At 44.6% G+C, this 21,825-nt stretch carries 19 protein-coding genes; 7 read left to right on the forward strand and 12 right to left on the reverse strand.

The window, feature by feature from the left end; translation table 11 throughout:
• Positions 1–135: 135 nt before the first annotated feature.
• Together nhaC and ED605_RS11560 are read right to left on the reverse strand one after the other, a co-directional pair.
• The gene (gene nhaC / locus ED605_RS11555; RefSeq protein WP_121979039.1) at positions 136–1,557 is read right to left on the reverse strand and encodes a Na+/H+ antiporter NhaC; all 1,422 of its coding nucleotides are present in this window, start codon (positions 1,555–1,557) and stop codon (positions 136–138) included.
• A 900-nt stretch (positions 1,558–2,457) separates the two neighbouring features.
• The gene (locus tag ED605_RS11560; protein ID WP_225419127.1) at positions 2,458–3,102 is read right to left on the reverse strand and encodes an NAD-dependent epimerase/dehydratase family protein; all 645 of its coding nucleotides are present in this window, start codon (positions 3,100–3,102) and stop codon (positions 2,458–2,460) included.
• A gap of 242 nt (positions 3,103–3,344) precedes the next feature.
• On the opposite strand from ED605_RS11560, the gene ED605_RS11565 reads away from it, so the two are divergent.
• The gene (locus ED605_RS11565; RefSeq protein ID WP_121979040.1) at positions 3,345–3,710 is read left to right on the forward strand and encodes a pyridoxamine 5'-phosphate oxidase family protein; all 366 of its coding nucleotides are present in this window, start codon (positions 3,345–3,347) and stop codon (positions 3,708–3,710) included.
• 31 nt (positions 3,711–3,741) lie between these two features.
• Here the strand turns inward: ED605_RS11565 and ED605_RS11570 are convergent, their stop codons facing one another.
• Positions 3,742–4,725, reverse strand: a complete 984-nt coding sequence (locus ED605_RS11570; RefSeq protein ID WP_121979041.1) for an ATP-binding cassette domain-containing protein — start codon at positions 4,723–4,725, stop codon at positions 3,742–3,744.
• A gap of 5 nt (positions 4,726–4,730) precedes the next feature.
• Positions 4,731–6,266, reverse strand: a complete 1,536-nt coding sequence (locus ED605_RS11575; protein WP_121979042.1) for an ABC transporter permease/substrate-binding protein — start codon at positions 6,264–6,266, stop codon at positions 4,731–4,733.
• A gap of 174 nt (positions 6,267–6,440) precedes the next feature.
• Here ED605_RS11575 and ED605_RS11580 point away from each other — a divergent pair, with 174 nt between their 5' ends.
• The 3 genes from ED605_RS11580 (at position 6,441) to queG (ending at position 10,791) form a co-directional block, all read left to right on the forward strand.
• Positions 6,441–7,784 carry a dihydrolipoyl dehydrogenase family protein gene (locus ED605_RS11580; protein WP_370825071.1) on the forward strand — a complete coding sequence of 448 codons (1,344 nt, stop codon included), beginning with the start codon at positions 6,441–6,443 and terminating at the stop codon, positions 7,782–7,784.
• Between the two features lie 248 nt (positions 7,785–8,032).
• The gene (locus ED605_RS11585; protein WP_121979044.1) at positions 8,033–9,424 is read left to right on the forward strand and encodes an amino acid permease; all 1,392 of its coding nucleotides are present in this window, start codon (positions 8,033–8,035) and stop codon (positions 9,422–9,424) included.
• A gap of 200 nt (positions 9,425–9,624) precedes the next feature.
• Complete coding sequence (queG, locus tag ED605_RS11590) at positions 9,625–10,791, forward strand: tRNA epoxyqueuosine(34) reductase QueG (protein WP_121979045.1); 1,167 nt, start codon at positions 9,625–9,627, stop codon at positions 10,789–10,791.
• A gap of 108 nt (positions 10,792–10,899) precedes the next feature.
• On the opposite strand, the gene ED605_RS11595 is transcribed toward queG, so the two are convergent.
• From ED605_RS11595 to ED605_RS11615, 5 genes are all read right to left on the reverse strand, one after another.
• Positions 10,900–11,928, reverse strand: a complete 1,029-nt coding sequence (locus ED605_RS11595) for an alpha/beta hydrolase (protein ID WP_121979046.1) — start codon at positions 11,926–11,928, stop codon at positions 10,900–10,902.
• 199 nt (positions 11,929–12,127) lie between these two features.
• On the reverse strand, positions 12,128–13,534 hold the full coding sequence (locus ED605_RS11600) for an APC family permease (protein WP_370825075.1): 1,407 nt from the start codon (positions 13,532–13,534) through the stop codon (positions 12,128–12,130).
• 142 nt (positions 13,535–13,676) lie between these two features.
• Positions 13,677–14,831 (reverse strand): glycerate kinase family protein, encoded by a 1,155-nt coding sequence (locus ED605_RS11605; RefSeq protein ID WP_121979048.1) that lies wholly within the window; start codon positions 14,829–14,831, stop codon positions 13,677–13,679.
• 63 nt (positions 14,832–14,894) lie between these two features.
• On the reverse strand, positions 14,895–15,260 hold the full coding sequence (locus ED605_RS11610; protein ID WP_121979049.1) for a hypothetical protein: 366 nt from the start codon (positions 15,258–15,260) through the stop codon (positions 14,895–14,897).
• 160 nt (positions 15,261–15,420) lie between these two features.
• Positions 15,421–15,774 carry a hypothetical protein gene (locus ED605_RS11615; RefSeq protein ID WP_121979050.1) on the reverse strand — a complete coding sequence of 118 codons (354 nt, stop codon included), beginning with the start codon at positions 15,772–15,774 and terminating at the stop codon, positions 15,421–15,423.
• 399 nt (positions 15,775–16,173) lie between these two features.
• On the opposite strand from ED605_RS11615, the gene phnX reads away from it, so the two are divergent.
• A complete protein-coding gene (gene phnX / locus ED605_RS11620) occupies positions 16,174–16,962 on the forward strand; it encodes a phosphonoacetaldehyde hydrolase (protein ID WP_121979051.1) in 789 nt (262 codons plus the stop codon).
• 197 nt (positions 16,963–17,159) lie between these two features.
• Here phnX and ED605_RS11625 read toward each other — a convergent pair whose 3' ends face one another.
• Entirely contained in the window at positions 17,160–18,110 is a 951-nt protein-coding gene (locus tag ED605_RS11625; protein WP_121979052.1) for an L-lactate dehydrogenase, read from the reverse strand.
• 213 nt (positions 18,111–18,323) lie between these two features.
• On the opposite strand from ED605_RS11625, the gene ED605_RS11630 reads away from it, so the two are divergent.
• Complete coding sequence (locus ED605_RS11630) at positions 18,324–18,644, forward strand: hypothetical protein (RefSeq protein ID WP_121979053.1); 321 nt, start codon at positions 18,324–18,326, stop codon at positions 18,642–18,644.
• 288 nt (positions 18,645–18,932) lie between these two features.
• On the opposite strand, the gene pdxT is transcribed toward ED605_RS11630, so the two are convergent.
• The gene (gene pdxT / locus ED605_RS11635) at positions 18,933–19,478 is read right to left on the reverse strand and encodes a pyridoxal 5'-phosphate synthase glutaminase subunit PdxT (protein ID WP_121979054.1); all 546 of its coding nucleotides are present in this window, start codon (positions 19,476–19,478) and stop codon (positions 18,933–18,935) included.
• A 15-nt stretch (positions 19,479–19,493) separates the two neighbouring features.
• The gene (pdxS, locus tag ED605_RS11640; protein ID WP_121979055.1) at positions 19,494–20,384 is read right to left on the reverse strand and encodes a pyridoxal 5'-phosphate synthase lyase subunit PdxS; all 891 of its coding nucleotides are present in this window, start codon (positions 20,382–20,384) and stop codon (positions 19,494–19,496) included.
• Positions 20,385–20,732: 348 nt separating this feature from the next.
• Between pdxS and ED605_RS11645 the strand changes: the two genes are divergently transcribed.
• Positions 20,733–21,758 carry a phosphate/phosphite/phosphonate ABC transporter substrate-binding protein gene (locus ED605_RS11645; protein WP_121979056.1) on the forward strand — a complete coding sequence of 342 codons (1,026 nt, stop codon included), beginning with the start codon at positions 20,733–20,735 and terminating at the stop codon, positions 21,756–21,758.
• The last annotated feature ends 67 nt before the right edge of the window (positions 21,759–21,825 follow it).

Here is a 21,825-nt window from a genome sequence, read left to right on the forward strand (position 1 = left end):
ATTTAGCTTATTTTTTAGCTAAACGTTGGCATGTTCATCGAAAAAAACATTACTAAAATGGAGAAAGCATTAGGCTTTAAGGCCACAACTGCTCTCTCCATTATTTAATATCTAAAAGGATTTTGAAACTTAAAATTAGTTTGAATTTTGGGTAGCAACGGCTTGATTGCCGGCGTTTTCTTTTTCGGAATCCAGTCGTTTCAACCCGATGCCGGTAAATCCGCTCAGGAGCGAAAAGACTGGGCAAAGGAGACTGAAGAAGACAAATGGCAGGTAAGTCATCGTTGGAACACCTAACGTGTTGGCGATGAAGACACCGCCGACACCCCATGGTACTAAGTAGTTGAGGACGGTCCCCCCGTCTTCAAGAACCCGCCCCAGTGCGGCACTTGCCAAACCACCTTTGTTAAAGGTTTGTTTAAAAGCTCGTCCCGGTAGGATAATTGAGAGAAATTGTTCACCAACAAAGATATTAACGCCAATGCAGGCAAGCAGAGCAGCGGTAATCAACTTAGCGGCACTGTTTAACTTGGAAGCCAATGGTGACATCACCGCGCTGATTAACCCAAAGTGGACCAGTAGCCCGCCTAGCGACAAGGTTAAGACGATCAGGGCAACGGTTGGCATCATGCTGACAATGCCGCCACGGGATAGGAGTAAATTAACTTCGTGGTTGGATGTTTTGGCAACGAAACCATTTGTAATAATATTGCTGGCTTTGGTGATGGTTAACTGAGGGTTGTTCATAAACATCATTCCCGCTGAAACAAAGATGTTTAGAAGCATAGTTGGAATAGCGGCCATTTTGAAAGCGGCACAAGCAAAAACCAACACAATTGGAATCAACGAAATAATTGAAATGTGAAAATCTTGATTAAGTGCCGTGACGGTTGTGGTGATTTTAGCCATGTCTGCGTGATTATGCCCCATCCCCAGGAGTGCAAAAGCAAGGGTTGAAATGGTCGCTGCTGGAAGAGTTGACCATAAAATGGTTTTCATATGATTAAATAAATCCGTGTCAACAACGGCCGCCGCCAGGTTATTGGTTTCGGATAACGGAGACAACTTATCGCCGAAAGTGCCGCCGGCAATAATGGCACCGGCAACCAAGGCTGGATTGAAATTCATAGTGACGCCAATGCCAAAGAAGGCGATGCCTACGGTTGATACAACGGTAAAACAGCTACCGACTGCCGCACCAACTAGTGAGCACACCAGAAAAACGGTTGGCAGGAACCATTGTGCGCTAATGGCTTTAAAGCCAATCACCATCAGAGTTGGAATGGTACCGGCAGCGATCCAAGTACTGATCATGGCACCAATTAAAATGAAAATGACGATTGGGATAATCCCTTTATCAATTCCATCTTTAATACCGGCGTTAATTGCCTGCCAATCAAAGCCCCGAACTTTAGCCCAGAAGATGGCGACGGTAATTGCCAAAAGGACTGGGACTTGTGGAGAAAGGCCAAAACCGATTACACCAATCCCCATAATTGCTAAAATTACCATTAATACAAGTGCTGCTTCACCTAAACCTAATTTGTTTTTTGTCATATTGATTAACCTCGTTTTTTAAATTATATTTTTAACGTCACTGCTAAAACTTGGTCAATCAATATCGTGCCAAGCCCCCGTTAGTCGATCGTGTCAACCTCAACATCCCTTTCTATAAAGTCAAAAAATCGTCCCGATTACAAATTACTGTAATCGGGACGATTTTTACCGTGGTACCACCCAACTTGCGTTTTAAAAAAGAAAACGCCGCTCACTAGAAGATAATGGCATCTAGTTATTGCCCATTGCCGATGATAGACGGTATTTCGTGAAACCTTACCCTGATCGGTTTGCAGCAACCACCGACTTCCTGACACCCAGATAAGGACCTACTTCAATGTCACTCGACTTTAAATATTGGGATAAGTATAGAACGTGTGGAGAAAAAAAGCAAGTGAGTGGAGCAAAGCGGTTAGCACCCGGAGGATAAGGCGTCGATTGGGGAAATCCTGATTTTGGATTTTTCCGATCGATCCCTTATCCTCCGGGTGCTGCTTTGAGGAACTGTCCTAAGCGAGTGAGTGGATTCAAGCGGTTAAATGACGAAGACCAAGGCGTTCATTTGTGAAAAGCCCGGTTTTGGCTTTTTGCGAATGAATCCCTTGGACGCAGTCATTTGCTTGAAGGAGCTGTCCTAGGAAAAGTGAGCGGATCCAAGCGGTTAGACTCCGGAATGTAAGGCGTTAGATGGGGAAATCCTGGGCCTGGATTTTTTCATCTAATCCCTTACGTGCAGGGGTCTGCTTGGAGGAGCTGTCCTAATAACAGTGAGTGGATTCAAGTGGTTAAATGACGAAGACCAAGGCGTTCATTTGTGAAAAGCCCGGTTTTGGCTTTTTGCGAATGAATCCCTTGGACGCAGTCATTTGCATGAAGAAACTGTCCTAAGAAAAGTGACCCCTACCCCTCAATCCGACTAGTCAAGAAACTGTCTTCACCAGTTAAAATTCGGACAGTTTCTTGAGCCACAGCGGTTCTTGGGATGAACCGCAACCGTTTAAAATAAGGGCTTAGAGTGGTTACTTTGGCAATGGCTTTGAATAGTTTAACTAGTGGTTTTGACTGATCAGTGATAATGCCGGGGTAAATGGCGACCGAGTTTTTAGGTAGTAGTTCTGCCATATCCTTTTCCACTTCCAGCTTGGCTTTTAAGTAATTTTTCATTAGTGATGGCGCATAGTTGGCAGAAACAAATAGAAAGTGGGTGTTGGGTGTCTTATCAGCTGCCAGGTTTTGGCGATGAATCAGATTGATCAGCGTTTTAGCTGGTTGAACGCTGTTTTTCCAATAGGTCGTTTGTTTAATCGGGTTAGGTAATAAGATACCAACACAGTCAATCACCCAGTCACTTTTAGCAATGATGGCTTCCCAATCACCGGACTGGGTGACATCGCCTTTGATCCAGTGGACGTTTTTTAGCATCGATGAGCGAGCCGGTTGGCCGCTTCGCGAAATACTAAAAAGCTGAAAATCCGCAAATTGACTTAGTTCCAGTAGAAGGCCGCTACCCACGTAGCCGTTACCACCTACAACCGTGATAATCATTCGTCGTCAATCCAATCGTTTTAGTTTAGTGGTTCGTTGGGCTTGATTTGTTAACGGTGTCAACAAAAAGGCCGTCCTATTATTGTACACCGAAGTATCGGCATTTGCATCCGACACCATGGTACAGGGTAAAAGAAAGCTAAAATTGTACCCGTTTTGGGCAACTCAATGGTGTAAAATGGTAATGGTTGCTAGTTATTTTTAGCGATCATTAACCGTTTTCGATGAAAGGAAGTTTCGAGATGGATCAAAAATTTTTAGACGTCATGAAGCATGAAGGCCCCGTGACGATCGTGACAATTAATGCTCAACCGGCACATGTTGTGAACACTTGGGCATCGTATGTTAAGGTGACCGATCATCAGTTATTGATTCCGGCAGCTGGCATGCACAGCATTGAGCAGGACTTTGCCGCGGATAATCACGTGACCGTTGCGGTTGGCAGTAAGGAAGTCGAGGGAACGGTTGGCCCTGGTGCGGGCTTTCACGTTCACGGTACCGGTCAATTCATTAAGTCGGGGACCGAATTTGATGAAATGAAACAAAAATTTCCTTGGATTACCAGAGTATTGGAAATCAACATCGATCAAATTGAACAACGAATTTAACGATCAAAAATATGGGATGATATCAAGTGGCTTAGGTGTGCTTGGCATCATCTTTTTTTGCTCTGGCAGCCAAAAATCTCAGCACACTGTCTGCATTTAAATAGCCGATTACCTGGTCCTGTTGTTTAACAGCTAATTGGTGGTTCTCGGCCAGAATCTGGTAGGTGGTTCCCAACGTCTGATCGCCGGCAATTGTTGTAATCTCAAGGCCCTGAAATGGTGTTGATTGTCCATAACCTGCCAAGACCAGTCGGCGGAGATAGACGTTTTGGGTTTGGTGAGCCTCACTACCGTTAAATAACGTTTTGACGTAAGCATTATTAGGATGCCGAACAATTTCATCCGGTGTGCTCAACTGTAGAACTTGACCGTCTTTCACGACGCCGATTCGTTGGCCCATTTTCAGAGCTTCATTCATATCGTGAGTAATGAACAGAATCGTGTTATTAAAGTGGGCGTGAATTGCCAGGGTCAAATCCTGCAGCTGTTCTCGTGAGACCGGATCCAGGGCGCTGAAGGGTTCATCCATTAAGATTAACGCCGGTCGGGTCCCAAAAGCGCGAATAATTCCAACTCGCTGTTGCTCACCACCGGATAATTCACTGGGATATTTTGACAGATAATCAAGGGGAAGTTTGGCGGCCGCCATCAATTCCTTAATGATTTGATCGGTCGGCTTTTTCGCTTGATGTTTAATTTCTGGTAGTAACGTTAGGTTTTGCTTAATGGTCATGTTTGGGAAAAGTGAAATCTGCTGAAGCACATAGCCCATATTCAAGCGAATATGACGCAGATTTTCTTTATTTAACGGTAGCCCATTGACCGAGATCTGGCCGCTGATCGGTTTGACCAGTCCACTGATGGTTCGCAAAATGGTGGTTTTACCACCACCGGATTCACCGACCAGAACCAGAATCTCATGAGGGTAAACCGCTAAAGAAAGGTGGTCGATAGCCGTTTGTTGGCCAAAGACAACCGAAACGTTGGCTAGTTGAATAATTGGTTTTGATGACATAAAAGTCACTTCCCTAGTAAATGATGGGCGCGTAAGTATGACTTGGCAACTTTGTCAGCGCTGATGTTTTTGACGTTGACCTGATAATTCATTTCCCGCATTTGACTGGCCGTGATGTGACCGGCCAAGCGATTTAATTGCCTAACAATGTTAGGATGCTTTTTGGCAAAGGTGGTGGTCATTAACGGGGCACCCTGATAGGTCGGAAAGAGGTGTTTGTCGTCTCTCAAGGCCACCAAATGATACTGGCGGATTTGTGAATCGGTTGAGTAACCGTCGATGACTTGAACCTGACCCCGCCGAATGGCCTGATACCGTAAATCCGGGTCCAAATCGGTATTGTGGAAGTTTAATCCATATTTTTTAATCAAGCCCAGATAGCCATCCTGCCGGTTCATGAATTCCAGATCAAACCCGCTGTGAAGGCGGGTGGGCAGCTTCTTGAGATCGCTGATTGTGCGGAGATGGTGGATTCGTGCGAAATGGCGGGTGGTAACAATTGCATAAGTATTGTTGTAGTTTAAAGGCGTTAAATAAGTCATGTGAGCCCGATCAGCCAATTCGGATTTAGCCAAGTGATAAATTTGGGGAGCTGACTTGGCTTGGAGTTGTCGATTCTTTACTGGAAGCAGGTCTTCCAAGACAGTGCCGGTAAATTCCGGGTAAACGTCAATTTGATGACTTTTAAGGGCGGAAAACAAAAAGCTGGTTTTACCGAAATTAGGCTTTAAAGTAACGGTTGCTCGAGAATCATCGGCTTCAATCAAATCTTTGTACATATGAATGAGAATATCCGGTTCAGAGCCCAACTTACCGGCAATGACAATCTTTTCCGGTTGAGTTGCCTGGTAGATTTTGGGAGCGGCAGTCCCGATTAATAGTAAGGCTAATCCACTGGCACCAATGATGACCATGGTTTTGGCTTTTAACCGGCCAAACTGGGTAATCAACCAGCTAAAGATAATCGCCAGTGCAGCGGAACCAATCGCCCCAGTTAGGGTGAGGGCACTGTTACTGCGATCAATACCCAATAAAATAAAAGTTCCCAAACCACCGGCACCAATTAAAGCGGCCAGAGTGGCGGTGCCGATAATCAAAACGGTGGCGGTTTTAATGCCGGCCAGAATATTAGCTTTGGCAAGGGGCAATTCAATTCGAAACAGTCGTTGCCATCTGGTTAAACCAAAAACTTCAGCGGCTTCGGTTAAATTAGGATCAATGGTGGTCAAAGCGGTATATGTATTGCTATAAATTGGTAAAATGCCATAAAGCACCAAGGCAATTATTGCCGGCTGACTGCCAATTCCGACGATTGGAATCAAAATTCCCAAAATGGCCAGTGACGGAATTGTTTGCATAATTGAAGCAAAGCCCAACGCTAAACGTGCAAAAAAAGCGTGGTTGCGAGCATAAACTGCTAGCGGAATGGCAATTAAAATGGCAATTGCCAATGAAATAATGGTCAGGTAAAGATGTTCAGTGAGTGCATTAATAAATTTAGCGTTAGCAGCTAAGAAATGCGAAAGGGCAGTAAACGGCAAAAAAGACATCTCCTAAAATTGAAAACACATTGTATAAAATCATATTATACAACTGGAAGAAAGGTGACTCAAATTGTTGAATTCTCATGACACCCAAAAATCAAACGGAAATTTCAAGTATCAGTCAGACCACCTGGTTCAAAATCCGTTACAATTAAAGTATATGTGAAAGGGGTGGCGATTTTGAAAACACAGTATGATGTGATTGTTTTTGGCGCGGGACCAGCCGGCACGGCAGCTGCTTATGGATTGATCGGTCAGAAATCGGTTTTGGTCATTGAAAATGATTTATTTGGCGGGACGTGTCCCAACCGCGGCTGTGATCCCAAGAAAATGCTATATTCAGCGGTAGAAGCTAAAGATCGGGTTGCCAGAATGCAGGGTAGCGGCTTAACCGATGTTCCACAAATCGATTGGCCGCAGTTGATGGCCTTTAAGCGGGCGTACACGTCACAGATTCCGAGCGGCACGCAAAAAGGTCTGACTGCTGCCGGCATTGAGACTTATCATGGGCAGGCTGAATTTGTTGATGAGCATCGGGTAAAATTGGCGGATCAATCGATTGTTTCGGCTGATCATATTATTTTGGCAACTGGTCGAAAGCCGCGTCAGCTGAATTTGCCCGGCAGCGATTTGTTAAAAACCAGCACTGATTTTCTGGATTTAAGTACGCTGCCAGCCCATATAACCTTTATTGGGGCGGGGTTGGTGACCATGGAATTAGCCAACATTGCCAATCAGGCCGGTGCGGATGTTGACATTGTCCATCATAACGAGCAACCCTTAAAAGCATTTGCCCAACCACTAGTTGAGATTCTGATTCAGCAAATGATTGATGAGGGGGTGACGTTTCATTTTGATCAGACGGTTAAAGCGGTGGCTAAAACTGAGTCGGGATATGAGTTAACAACTGATAAGGAGACGCTGGCTTCCGACTATGTTGTTGCCGCAGTTGGTCGGGATGCCAGTCTTGAAGGCTTGCAACTTGCGAAAGCCGGTGTACGGACTTCCAAGAAGGGAATCATTGTCGATGATCATTTACAGACCAGTGCGACCAGCATTTATGCAGTGGGGGACGTTTTGGACAAGCCACAACCCAAACTGACGCCCGTTTCCTCGTATGAGGGCCGGTATGTCGCCCAACTTCTAACGGGCCAAACAACGCAGCCAATTCAATATCCAGCGATTCCCCACATTCTCTTTGGCACAACGGAAATCGGTCAGGTAGGCGTTAGCTATCAAGAAGCAAGTGCACATCCGGATCGCTTTGATATCAGCTCATTGGACGTTACGCACTGGTACACTTATAATCGGGTTAAAGATGAAGCAGCTAGAGTGATTGTGATTCGATCCGCAAAAAGCCATCAAGTGATTGGGGCAACGGTCTTGTCATCAATGGCGGAACACCTGCTGAATGCACTGACGGCAGTGTTGGATTTGAAGCTGACAAATCAACAGATTCAGCAGACAATCTTTGCTTATCCGTCAATTGCAAGTGATTTACAATATTTAATTTAGTCAAACGAAAGGGTACTCGAATCAAGGAGGCCCTTTTAATTTCAACGTTTTTAAATGTAAAGTTTATTAACATCTATACTAATAAAGCCTGCTATCGATGGTCTTTAAAGGCCTAAAAATTCTATTTATGATTTCATATGTAAAAAAACATGACACTGATTGTGGAAATGTGGTAAACTATGACTATTAAAATGAGAAATGTTTTAATAGTCGTCTTATCCAGCTCTTATTTTACAGGAGGAAAGCTTATGAAATCAAAAATTGTCGAGAATCAAGATGGCACCATGCGGGCTTTGAGCAATCGGCATGTTCAAATGATTGCGATTGGCGGCACTATTGGTACCGGGTTATTCTTGGGAGCGGGTAGCACAATTAGTAAGACCGGACCATCGGTGATGCTGGTTTATTTGGTGTTGGGACTCTTTTTCTTCTTTATGATGCGGGCCATCGGCGAAATGTTTTATTCCGATCCTTCCCAACACACCTTTGTGTCATTTATTTCCCGTTATTTGGGACCAACGGCCGGCCATTTTACTGGTTGGACCTATTGGATTGGCTTAATATTTGTCTGCATGGCCGAATTGACGGCAACCGCCACCTATGTTCAGTATTGGTTTCCAAACGTGCCGTCATGGTTGGTAGAACTGCTCTTTTTGGGAATTTTAGCCGGTGTCAATCTAATTGCCGCCCGGTTATTTGGTGAAGCGGAGTTTTGGTTTGCGATGATTAAAATTGTTGCAATTATTGCCATGATTGTAACTGGTATCTTTATGATGAGTAGTCATGCGGTCACACCGCTTGGCCATGCGACACTGACTAACGTTTTCCACCATTTTACATTATTTCCCCACGGGATTTTTAACTTTGTGGCTGCTTTTCCAATGGTTTTCTTCGCCTTTCAAGGAATTGAATTTGTCAGCATTACGATTGGTGAAGCCAAGAGTCCCCATATGATTATTAAAAAAGCGGTCAACGAAACCCTGATTCGAATCCTGTTGTTTTATATTGGTGCATTGATCGTCATCATGGGCATTATTCCCTGGACATCGTTGTCGGCCGATAGCAGCCCGTTTGTTCAGGTGTTCAAACTGGCCGGTTTTCCGGCGGCAGCCGCTTTAATTAACTTTGTGGTGCTAACGTCAGCGGCTTCAGCTTTGAACAGTTGTATTTTTTCCGCCGGTCGGCATTTCTATCAATTGGCGACTGAAGTCCCGGAAACTAGCTGGATGCATAAGCATTTTGCTAAAATTTCTAAAAATGGGGTCCCGGCAGCCGCCATTATTTTCTCAGCAGCGTTGGTCTTGGTTACGCCATTGATGAGCTTAACAACGGCGATTACGTCTGTCTTCACCATTGTGACCGGGGTTTCAAGTGATATGTACATCATCGTTTACACGCTTGCAATGGTTGCCCACAGAAAGTACCGGGCTTCACAGGACTTCTTACCAGATGGCTTTGTGATGCCATGGTATCGGGTTACCAGTCCGCTAACCATTCTGTTCTTTGGTGTGATTTTTATCAGCCTGTTCTTTGTCCCTGAAGATGTGATTGGTGCGGTTGGTGCGATTATCTGGACAGTGGTTTTCGGTGGTTTGGAATACTTCCGTCAGCGAAAGATGGTGCCTGCCGATATGAATTAAGGATGCGCCACCTATAGGGGAGCTTGCCGAATGGAATGATTTGTCGGCGTCTGGATTTTGATTAGCTAATGAAAGCGATCAGTTAACCGCGAAGATTAATGAATTACGGTTAATTGATCGTTTTTTTGACTGATTAATTGACCATATGGCTACCATACGGTACGATAAAGACCAATTAGTACCGAAATGGGGGAGCCGCGATGTCGATCAATGACGCATTGAAGCAGCAAATTATTAACGAAAGCCAACAGTTGGGGATCGATAAGATTGGCTTTACGACGGCCGACAATTTCGAGGAGCTCCGAAGCAGCTTGGAAGCACAAAAGGCGGCGGGCCACACCAGTGGGTTTGAACATCCCAATCTTGATGACCGCTTAAATCCCAACCTGATTTTTGATCACCCTAAATCAATCATTGCGATTGCGTTGGCCTATCCAAGCCGATTAAGGAAACGACCGACGCACACTAAATTAAAGCGTGGCCAATTTGCCCGGGCCTCTTGGGGAAAGGATTACCACGGCGTGTTACGTGAAAAAATGACGGCGTTGATTACGCGAATTCAAGCGCTGGTTAACGATCCCACGATCCACTTTGAACCAATGGTCGATACCGGTCAGCTGATCGATGTCGCGGTGGCTAACCGGGCCGGCTTGGGGTTCATTGGTAAAAATGGCTTGCTAATCACTGAAGAATTTGGCTCCTTTGTGTATTTGGGCGAAATTATCACCAATCTTTCTCTTGAACCGGATTCGCCGATTCCTTGCCAGTGCGGCGAGTGCACGCGTTGCTTGGATGCTTGTCCGGTCAAGGCATTGCTGGGAGATGGGCGAATGAATGCGCAACGTTGCTTATCCTATCAGACTCAGACTAAGGGCTTAATGGCCGATGAATTTCGGCCCAAAATTCGAAATGTGATTTATGGTTGTGATATCTGCCAAGTGGTTTGTCCCTTTAATCGCGGCAAAGACTTTCATTTACATGCCGACATGGAACCTGATGTTGAAAAGGTCCGACCGGAACTATTACCCATGCTGAAATTGTCCAACCGACAGTTCAATGAGCAGTTTGGCCAAATGGCCGGTGCCTGGCGGGGAAAGAAACCCCTTCAACGCAACGCCATCATTGCCTTGGCAAATTTAAATGATTCAACGGCTATCCCCGACTTACTGGAAGTCATGCAACAGGATCCAAGACCGATGATTCGGGCGACGGCCGCTTACGCGATTGGCCGAATCAGTCGAAGCTACAATGCTGAAATTCGTCGAAAAATTGCTACCCAGTATCGAAAAGAACGGACTGCCGGCGCAGGGCCTGATATTTTAGCTGAATATCAGCGCTCACTATTAAAAATTGATGCCTTGACTTAATAATTTTGATCGAAAAAACACCAGCTAAGCGTTGTTGGGAGAATTTAATTCTCGTGATAAGCTTAACTGGTGTTTTTTAGCTGCAATCAGCTGATTTTAAAGCACTGACTAATTGTTTTTAGCCGTTGATTGATGGCGGCCTTTAAAAGCCATGCTGGGATTCATCATTTTATCGAGCATCGGATTATATTTCGGTGCACTTGAAGACATGTTGTAATGTTTACCCCAAAGAAAATTGGTGAGGGCCCGATCAACTGCCAGATTGTGGTTATGTAACGCACTGTGTTGGGCATTTGGGCCGGAAGTTTTGAAGACTTGGTAGTAGCTGATTCGGCCTTTGACCAAATATCCCAGTGACAGAGCGGATTCGTTGGTCACCACACCATCGGAATGGGAACCATCATTTAGATCACCGTAAATATTTAAAATTCTGACCTGATGAGGGAGGTTCTCTTTTAGCTGATTAAGCATTTGGTATTCGGGATGAATGATCTTAGGTCGATTGTTTTTGAGCAGTCGGTTAGCGTTTGGTTGGTCATCCCATAACTTTGCCAGTGGGCCGACAATCGGCTGATTTTGCTTACCGTTATTGATAATGCCGTTATAGGGGCCGGCAATCAGACAGAGTTTATTTGACCGTGGCAGATCCCGTCGATTACCGTTCATCATATTGTAGTAAACGGTGGCATAAGAACCCATCGAATGGCCGACAAAGTTCAATCGATTGATGTGGTATTTGGCCTTTAACAGTTTGCAAACTTTGGTCAGCCAACGGGCATATTGAAATTCGCCAGCCCGGTTATTATCCATGCGTAAGAAGATAATTGGATTTCTCATCCATTTTTTGATAGTTCCGGTAACCTTGATTTTACCATTGGGCCGCACCCGAATGACCATTCGGCGTTGGGCGGCACCACTGGCTTCGGCGTCTGCGGCCATTTTCCGTTCTGACCGAAGTGTGCCGGACCAGCCGTGAATGAACAGCGTGGGGATGTTTGAATTGATGTAGTTTTTTTGGGCAAGTCGCTCCTGCTCTTGGTGGTCATGCCAGATGAACAATCCAATGATGATAAAGATTAAACTGCCAATGACAAAGTAGCCGATTCGCCACATTTTGCTGTGCCGAGTAATAATCATGGTCAATTCCCTGCTTCACTGAGATTTATTTGTGTTGCCAAAAAGGTTACACAAGTAAAATTGTACCATGAAAAAACCAGTTTCACACCGTTAAAAAAGGTATTTGAACGGATTTACCAAATTTTTTAGAGGCCCGAAAAATGAAAGAATGAGTTAGCAGTAATGTCGTCGAAAGCAATTCTGATTAAGGATAGCAACGTTACCGAGACTTGCTTGATGACTGACGGGTCTCACCGAGGAAATCATCCGGGGCTGGTTTGGCATGACGACTGGTTAAAAAGCCAATCACACCCAGGATCATCCAGATGCCCAAAACAACGTATTCGTAAGGCCAAACCAGTGAGATCGGAGTGCCTGGGATAAGCGTTAGGGCGGCAACACTAAAGGCAAATAAGCCGCCAATCGCTGGGAAAATCGGGTGCTTAACATGGAAACCAGCTTTTAATTCGGGATGGGCGCGTCGAATTTTGAAGAGACTTAGCGCGTTAAACGACCATGCGAGCGCAATTAAGAAACCACCAATATCCAGAAAATAGATCAGAGCGCCCTTGCCCAACCAACCGATTCCCAGTACCAGCACTAGAACCAACCAGAGAGCGTTGGTTGGTGTGCCGTATTTAGGATGGACTTTTGCTAATCCAGCTGGCAACATTCGTCCACGAGCTAAAGCAAAAATCAAGCGTGGGGTGGCCGCAAACAAAGTTAAGAAGCTGGTGGCCAACCCTAAGAAAGAGATAATAAACGCAAAAGTTCCCAAGAGTGGAAAACCGGCCGCTTTAAAAGCATCAATTGTCCCCATCGTCAGAGTCGCTGTTTGTTTCCAAGGAAAGATTAACGCTGATGACATCAGCACCAGAATGTAGTAGCCGGCTGCAATCACGATTGAAAAAACCACCACTTTACCGATCAAACGTTTATTGAGATGTGCTTCCTCGGCCATAATGGCCACGGATTCCCAGCCGGTTAAAAAGGTCATGGCCGGCAACACAAATCGGATGGTCGACGAAAGACTGTTTTGATGTGAATAGAAAGCCGGCCAAAAATGATCAAGTTGTCCCTGTGTAAACCCAACGATGACTAACGTGGCGCCTAAGATGAGCAGCCCCATTAAAAGCACAAGTTGAACGTTGCCGGTCAATCTGGCGCCGAAGTAGTTAATCCCGAATACCAGCAACGTAATGCTGACGCCAATTATTAGTTCCCAAAAGTGAACCTTGACGCCCGCAAACGAGTAGGCGGGACCGGTTGCAATTTCTGGAAACAGGTACGCAATCAAAAGACTGGAAGCGGTCACAAAAAAGGCCAGAATACTTAAGTAAGCGCCGATCAATGCCCAACCGGCAAACAAGGCGCCGCGTTTACCAAAGGCGGCATAGGCGTAAACCACTTCGCCACCCGATTTAGTAAAAATTGTTGAAAGTTCGGCAAAGGACAGGGAAACCATGACGGCTAAGATCGCCGCAATGATCAGGCCAAAGATTTCCCCACCGGCACCATAGGCCTTGAAAAATTGACTGTTCGTGTAGATCCAGCTGCTGCCGATCACCCCACCGGCGCCAAGTGAAATCAGTCCACCAAATCCAATAGTTCTTTTGAGTTTTGTCATGATAACCCTCCGCTACAACGTGTCAGAAAATTAATGGTTAGCCACAACTAAAATTATATAATGGCGGCGCTAAAATTGCGTCGATCTTGGCTCGCTGATTCATTTCTTTAAGTATTGGCAGCAATTTTCAATGGCAATTTTCTTATAAATTGAATCGGGTTGTGGCTTTAATTAATCTGGCAATATTTTCAGCAGTTTGTGAAATATCATGGGAAGCGGATTCTAAAGCCTCTGGTAAGGTTTTGACGCCAGCAACACTGGTGAAAATCGCATCGATAGCATCGTCACCATAAAGCTGGTCAATTCCCTGGCCGACGTTACCAGCAATCACAATTACCGGCGCTTGAGGGGAAAATTTTTTAGCAGCTCGGGCAACGCCATAGGGTGTTTTGCCAAACTTGGTTTGAAAATCAATGCCACCTTCTCCGGTAAAGACAAAGTCGGCTCCCAAAGCTTTTTCTTTGAAATCACTGTATTGAATGACCACGTCGACACCCCGCTGCATTTTAGCGTGGGTAAAGGCAAGCAGACCGGCCCCCAAACCACCAGCCGCTCCGGCTCCCGGATAATCAGCTATGGACTGGCCGGTGGTCTGGTGAAGTAAATTGGCATAATGAGTCAAGTTATGATCCAGTTGTTGGACCATTTTCGCAGTAGCCCCCTTTTGAGGGCCGAAAATAGTAGCAGCACCATTGGGACCGATGAGCGGGTTAGTCACGTCTGATGCAACCAGAATTTTTGTGTTGGCAATTCTGGCATCGAGCCGCGATAAATCGATTTGGGCCAATTGGTTGAGGTTGCCGCCACCAATCGGAATCTCTTGGCCGGCGTGATCCAGCAGTTGCACACCGATTGCTTGGGCCATCCCGGCACCGCCGTCAACAGTGGCGCTGCCGCCAATTCCTAAAATGATTTTTGAAACGCCATGGTCAAGGGCTTTTAGGATCAATTCACCAGTGCCGTAAGTGGTGGTTTTAAGTGGGTTGGCAGTTCGCTTGGTCACGTATTGAAGACCGCTGGCTTGGGCCATTTCAATCACGGCAGTTGGCTGATGACCCAGCAGGCCAAATTGAGCGGTGACCGGCTGCCCCAGTGGACCGGTCACCGTTTCAGCAACCAGCTGGCCGTTGGTGGCGTCAACTAATGATTGAACGGTTCCCTCACCACCATCGGCCATTGGCACCAAGGTGTAATCGGCATCTGGGAAAATTCGCTTAATGCCAGTCGCCATAGCGTTGGCAGCTTCTTTGGCGGTTAAGCCGCCCTTAAATGAATCAGGTGCGATGACAAATTTCATGTTTTCCTCCAATCGGTTCTTAAAAACAAAAAATGCCTGGAATCATTTCTCCATGGCATTCAGTTAGTATTCACTTGTTTTAATCCCTAACCAAGCATTGATCACGCGCATCACGTTTTTTGGATTATTATAATCGGTTGGATGCTGATCAACCAATGTCTCAATGATCCCCGGCTCGTACTTCTCGACGATTCGCTTAGTGATGGTGACGTTATTCATCATTAAGTTTGCTAATTCAGCCGCGACATTAAAGCAGGCCAAACTGCGATTTGATGGGATTGATTCCACAGGCAATGGGGTCGAATGAACCATTTTACTGGTTTGATGATTTATCAAAATTCGCATGGATAGATTTTTAATTGCACTATCCTGATTGTCGGTCATAATTTGAATCAACTCATTAATAATGCGTTGCTTTGTTTCGTTCAATTCATAAGCTCCTTGGTGATTCTTAACTAAGCTTATGAAAATTCCCTTCGTTGATTAGTATTATAGTGAGTCAATCCAGCCATTGCAAGTTCAAAAAGCCGGTCACATCCCAGCACTGAAGTTTAAAAGCTATTTTTGAGATGTTTTGAAATGAAGCCGATCAATCGTTTAATTCAGTGATTCCCAGCCAGGTATTAATGACTCTTTTAACGTTTCGAGGATTTTCGTAATCAACTTCGTGTTGTTTCGTTAACTCAAGAATAATCCCCGATTGATACTGGGCCACAATGGCTGTCGCAGTGGGGTCATCATTCAGAATTCGTTTGGCCAACTCGGAAGCCACATTGAATTGAGCCAGGCTGGAATCAGAAGGGATTGGGCCATTTGCGAGGTTAGGGTGATAGGAAATTGGATCGTCGGGCTTTACCAATTTGATGCTGGCAATCGCTTTGTCACGGGTTGCATCCATTAATGAAATCAGTTCATCAAGGACGGTTTGTTTTGTATTGTGCAATCAAAAAACTCCTTATTTTTAGGTTGTGATTATGTTTGTGAAATTGGGGGAATCTTTTATTCATTAAATAATAGTTTAAGCGACGTTCGTGTCAAAGCTGTGAAGAATTTGTGAAGAAATTAAGGGAAATGTTTGAGTAATTTGTGAAAATCCCTTAATTACCCGGCCTAACTAATTTTGCGAATTTCTCAAAAATTGCGGTGCCTTTTATCGTATTTAAATTAATAGAGGGTGTGAATGAAAACGCCAGTTAAAGAAATCAAAAATTTAGAAACTACTCATGCATTAATGGTTTCGTGTATAGTTATATTTACATAACTTTTACATTGATTTCGTTAAATATTTACACATTATCTCTAAAATAAAAATATAAATAAGCAATTTAAAGGAGAACACGACATGATTCGAGCAGTGATATTTGATTGGGCAGGAACGACGATTGATTATGGCAATCAAGCACCAGCAATTGCCCTGCGAAAAACATTTAACCAATTTGGGATTGAGGTAAACTTGACTGATTTTAGTTGTGACGGGACTGACCCCCTGATTCAAATTAAACGCTTAATGGCAACCGAAAAGTGCCAAAAAGAATGGTACATAGCTCATCCTGATTTATCTTTGGAAACGGGAGTTGCGCAACTTAATCGATGGTTTAACCGTAATATTCTGGAGATTCTGCCACAAATTGCCAAGGTTAAATCGGGGATGCCGGCACTGATTTCATATTTTCGGACTCAAGGCATCCGCTTTGCGACGACCACCCATTATACTAGGGAAATGTTGACACAAATTTTGCCCCTGGCCAGTGAGCAGGGCTTTGATCCGGTTATTAATGTGACGGCCGATGAATTTAAAGACGTTGCTTATTCAGGAGTTGAAATGATTAAGCAGGCAATGACCAAGCTCCGGATTCGAAATACCGAGTCAGTTATTAAAGTTGGCGATACACCGCGTGATATTTTTGAAGGAAAGGCCGCCGGCGTTGTGACGATTGGAATGGTTGAAGGCAGTAGCTTGATTGGCCTGTCTCAATCGGAATTCAGTGCCTTGCCGTTTGCTCGTCGGAATTCGCTGAAAAATCAAGCAACCGCCGAACTGGAAAGAGCTGGCGCAGATTATGTAGTTGAAAATGCCAAGGATTTGATGAGATTGATTAAAGAGTTGGATACTGAAAAAGCAATTTCTTAAAAGCATAAATGACCACCAATTTTCTCTTGCTGTTGGGGGATGGAAATTGGTGGTCATTTTTATTAGGCTGAGAATAAGCAAAAACGTTAACTGGAGTTGTTTGAAATCACTGTCTGGTTGATTGATAGGCTAAAAGCGGCATCACCAAAAAAGTCGGATCACCTTAAATGGCATATCCGACTTTTAAGCTGAAAACATTATTCTGCTTCGGCACTTTCCATCTCAGCTACAGTATCCTCAAAGCGGGTTCGAATGTAGTTGGCGGAAGTTTGGAGCTTTTGTTTTTCATCCTTTGTTAAATCAAGCTTTAATTGTTCAGCAATGCCTTCTCGTCCAACAATGGCCGGATAAGAAAGGTAGGTACCGTATTCCTCGTGGTAATTGGAAACTGGAATTTCGGTTCGCGCATCACTGATGATGATGTTAGCTAAGCGAACGGCAGCTGAGGCAATGCCGTAGTTAGTGTAACGTTTGCCATGAAAGACTGTGTAACCACCAGCCCGGGCAACTTCGTCAAGTTTAGCTAAATCAATTTGGCGTTCTGCGGCAACCTTGGTAATCGGCTGGCCTAAAACGCGGACTGTTGACCAGGCAGTAAACTGGGAATTACCATGTTCACCCAGATTGTAGCCGCCAACCGAGCGGGGATCAATTTGTAATTCGGCCGACACGGCACGTCGCATTCTTGACGAATCCAAGAGCGTTCCGGTTCCCATCACCCGGTCCTTTGAAAAACCGGTGTAATGTTGATACATCATGGTAATCACGTCACACGGGTTGGTGATATTAACTAGGATTCCGTGAAAACCTGAGGCCTTTAACTTCCGACTCACGCTTTTGACGGCTTCTTTGGTGAATGGCAATTCAATAAACCGGTCGTGTTCTTTATTGTCTTTTTGAAGGCCGATGTTGCCGACCGCGGAAATCACGACGTCAGCATCTGCTAAAGCATCGTAATCGTTGACTGTTAAATTTGTATGTACCGGTAAGTTGGCCATTGCATCCTCAAAATCAGTTGCGTCGGCGTTAACCTTCTTTTCATTTGTATCGATTAAGACTAATTCGTCCGCGAAACCTTCCGCAACTATGTAGTGAGCAACGGTTGAGCCAACGTGGCCCATCCCAATAACACCAATTTTTCTTGTCATAATGGACACCTCTTAAAATATAATATTTAAAACTGTTACTTGAGTATAACACCAATTCTCATCATTTTAAAAGGGTTATTTAATCTTATGAGGACGATTGTCAAAAGTTAATGTTGAAATTGTCGGCCAAAGAAGTAAAAATGCTTTCCTTTCCCAGTAAATTATGACTATAATTAAGTAATAAGGTAAACGTGATGAAGGGACTGCAGGGCAATGGATAATTTATTCGATGTATTAAAAATGGTGAGTTTTAACCATTTGGGGTTTGACGCTTCACAAGTCGTTATTACTGACGTAGCGGGGAAGCCAAATAGTTTACTAACAGATCTTTTCCGAGATGTGGTCAATAAGATTAATTTATTTATTGATTTGGGCGCCGCTCATGATGCCGGTGACGTCTTGGCATCTTTGCAAGCGCACACACCATTGCCTGATGATGTTTTGGAAGAATATGGTAAGATTTTAAGAGAACCATTAGTGGGCATTAATTTTGCGCCACAAAAGGGGCAAATGGAACTTTTGGTTAACGGATAGTGAGCGGAGTCCGGCGGTTAGATTCCGGAATGTAAGGCGTCAATCTGGGAAATCCCGTTTTTGGATTTTTCAGATTGATCCCTTACATGTAGGAGTCTGCCGGGTGTAGCTGTCCTAAAAAGTGAGCGGACACAAACGGTTAATCTACGGAGACTAAGGCGTCAAATGAAGCAACCGTTTTAATAAACCAAATAAAGTATGATGTAATAAAAAAGACTGAAGTCAATTCTTAGAAAAACTTTGAATTGGGTTCAGTCTTTTTTGTTGTCCGGTTATTAGATTGCTGAATTAGTGAACAAAGTGATCGATAAAGTATTCATGCAGCCGGACGTCGCCGGTCAACTCGGGATGAAAGGCGGTTGCCAACACGTGATCTTTGGCAACGGCCACGACCTTGTCCTCAATTGACGCAAGTACCTTGACGTTGTCCGCGACATTTTTTAAATAGGGTGCCCGAATAAAGACAGCGTGAAAAGGCTTGGCTAATGCTTTAAAAGTCAGGTCAGCTTCAAAGCTTTGCTGCTGACGGCCAAAACCATTTCGAACCACGGTGGCGGGTAACATATCAAAGGAATCCGGTTGTGACAAGAGAACCATCCCGGCACAGGTTCCAAAGGTCGGCAATCCGTCTTGAATGAGTTGTTTGATGGCCGGGAAAAGATGATTGTAGGCCATTAATTTTTTGATAGCCGTACTTTCACCACCAGGGATGATCAGGCCGTCGATCCCGTTTAAGTCGTCTCGATTAAGAATCGGCTTACTCTTAACACCAATTTGATTTAAAACATGGGCGTGTTCGCTGATGGCACCTTGTAAGGATAAAACGCCAATCATGGCTTCGACCTCCTTTTAGTTACCACGGGTTTCCATTAGATCGGCTTCAGCCAATTCTGACATATCAATCCCCTTCATGGGATCTCCGAGATTCTTGGAAACTTCGGCAATTAACTTGTAGTCAGTTGGATGAGCCGTTGCTTGAACGATGGCTTTGGCAAATTTAGCCGGATTCTTTGATTTGAAAATTCCAGAACCGACAAAAATCCCATCTGCACCAAGGTTCATTAACAAAGCAGCGTCGGCCGGTGTTGAAACACCACCTGCAGCAAAATTAATCACCGGCAGTTTGCCATTTTCGTGAACCCACTGAACCAAGTCGTATGGCGCTCTTAGATCACGGGCAATGGTCATTAATTGATCAGGCTTGGCAGCCGCTACGTCTCTGATCTGCGTTTGAACTTTGCGAATGTGGGTCACAGCTTCGACAATGTTACCCGTTCCTGGTTCGCCCTTGGTTCGTAGCATTGCAGCACCTTCACCGATTCGCCGCAGCGCTTCGCCGAGATTTCGGCAGCCGCAAACAAATGGCACCGTATAGTCACTCTTTAGAATATGGTATTGATTATCGGCAGGAGTTAAAACTTCACTTTCATCGATGTAATCAACACCAACGGCTTCAAGGACCCGGGCTTCAGCAGAGTGGCCGATACGGGCTTTAGCCATTACCGGAATTGAAACGGCGTTCATAATGGACTCGACCATTGCCGGATCTGACATTCGGGCAACCCCGCCGGCTTTTCGAATATCGGCAGGTACTCGTTCCAAAGCCATGACGGCAACCGCCCCGGCATCTTCGGCAATTTTAGCTTGTTCCGGATTCACGACGTCCATGATGACACCGTTTTTCTGCATTTGGGCCATCCCGCGTTTAACGGCATCGGTCCCAATAACTTGTTTTCCCATAATTCTTGATCCTCCTGCAATTCTTCTAAATTGATCATGATTAAAGAAGTGCTAATAAATGGTGTGTTCTGTTACAAACACTTAAAGCAATATTAGTATTCATCTCATTTTTACAAGCATAGGGGGATCACCGGTATTTGTCAATAGGATAACTGCCTAATGAATCCATTCATTTATTAAAAATTTACATATTTTTAGTATTTTTGACAAGTTGTTTACAAAGGCTTACAGGGAATTTGCTGAAAATTTACATTGCCTCGATACAATTAATCACGGTTAAAGCTAATCGACAATCTTAACCCGCACGTGATCGGACGTGTGAGAATTTAAAAGATAGGGGTATGAGTGATGACGATTTGGAAGAAAACAATGATGGCAGCCGGTTTACTAGGAGTTGCTGTCTCACTGGCAGCTTGTGGGAAGGGATCGCTGGCCAGCGGTGGGAAAAGTTCGGATACGTTAAACGTGGTCTTTCTTCCCAGTGATTCAGCGAAGGAGGAGACGGCAGCCAGAAAGGCACTGACAACCGAAATTCACAAAGCAACTGGTAAAAAGGTGAATGTTCAAACGACCACCGACTATAATGTGGCGATTCAATCAATTGCTTCTGGGAAGGCCCAGATTGCGTTGATGGGGCCTGATGGGTACATTCAAGCCCATAAACAAAGCCACAATGTTCAACCGATTTTAACTTATTCCGGTAAGTCCGGTACTTTAAAGGATGCTTATTATCATAGTTATATCATGGTGCCAAAAGCGCAAGCCGCTAAGTATAAGGTAAACGGCAAGTATTCTTTGAAGAATATTAAGGGCAAGCGGATGTCGTTTGTCTCAAATACATCAACTTCCGGTTTTTCAATTCCAGCCGGCGCAATCAAAAAAGCCTTTAATTTGAAAAGTACGGATGATTTGGCCCAAAGTGGCAAGTTCTTTAGCAAGGTGATGTATGGCCAATCACACCAGGGATCTGCAGTTAACCTTTTGAAGGGGGATGCGGATGTTGCCGCCTTTGATGACATGGATTTAACCCAATATGGTAAGTTCCAAAACGATTCAACCAAGGCCGGTGCCATTTTCAAAATTAATCAAAATGCCCCGGCACCATTTAACTCGGTCAGAGGGAAGTCCTCAGTTGCCATTGCGGCTTACGCGGTTCAAAACGAACCTCTGGTGGTTAATAAGAGCAAGATCAGCGACAAGGATACCAACAAGATCATCAAGCAGCTGACTTCAAAATCCGTTACTAACAATCACTTATTCTTCGCGCCTGAAAATGCAAAGGTCCGGGGATTATTCACAAAAGATGGTAACACCAAGTTTGTCGCCATTTCGGATAAATGGTATCAACCAACCCATAAAATTTTGGGCGAATAGATGCTGATTGACTATTGTAACCGCGGCATACTGTGATAAAAGTGAACAATTAATTGAAAAGTTCGGG

It is taken from the genome of Lentilactobacillus raoultii (genome assembly GCF_900411375.1).
Lineage (GTDB): Bacteria > Bacillota > Bacilli > Lactobacillales > Lactobacillaceae > Lentilactobacillus > Lentilactobacillus raoultii.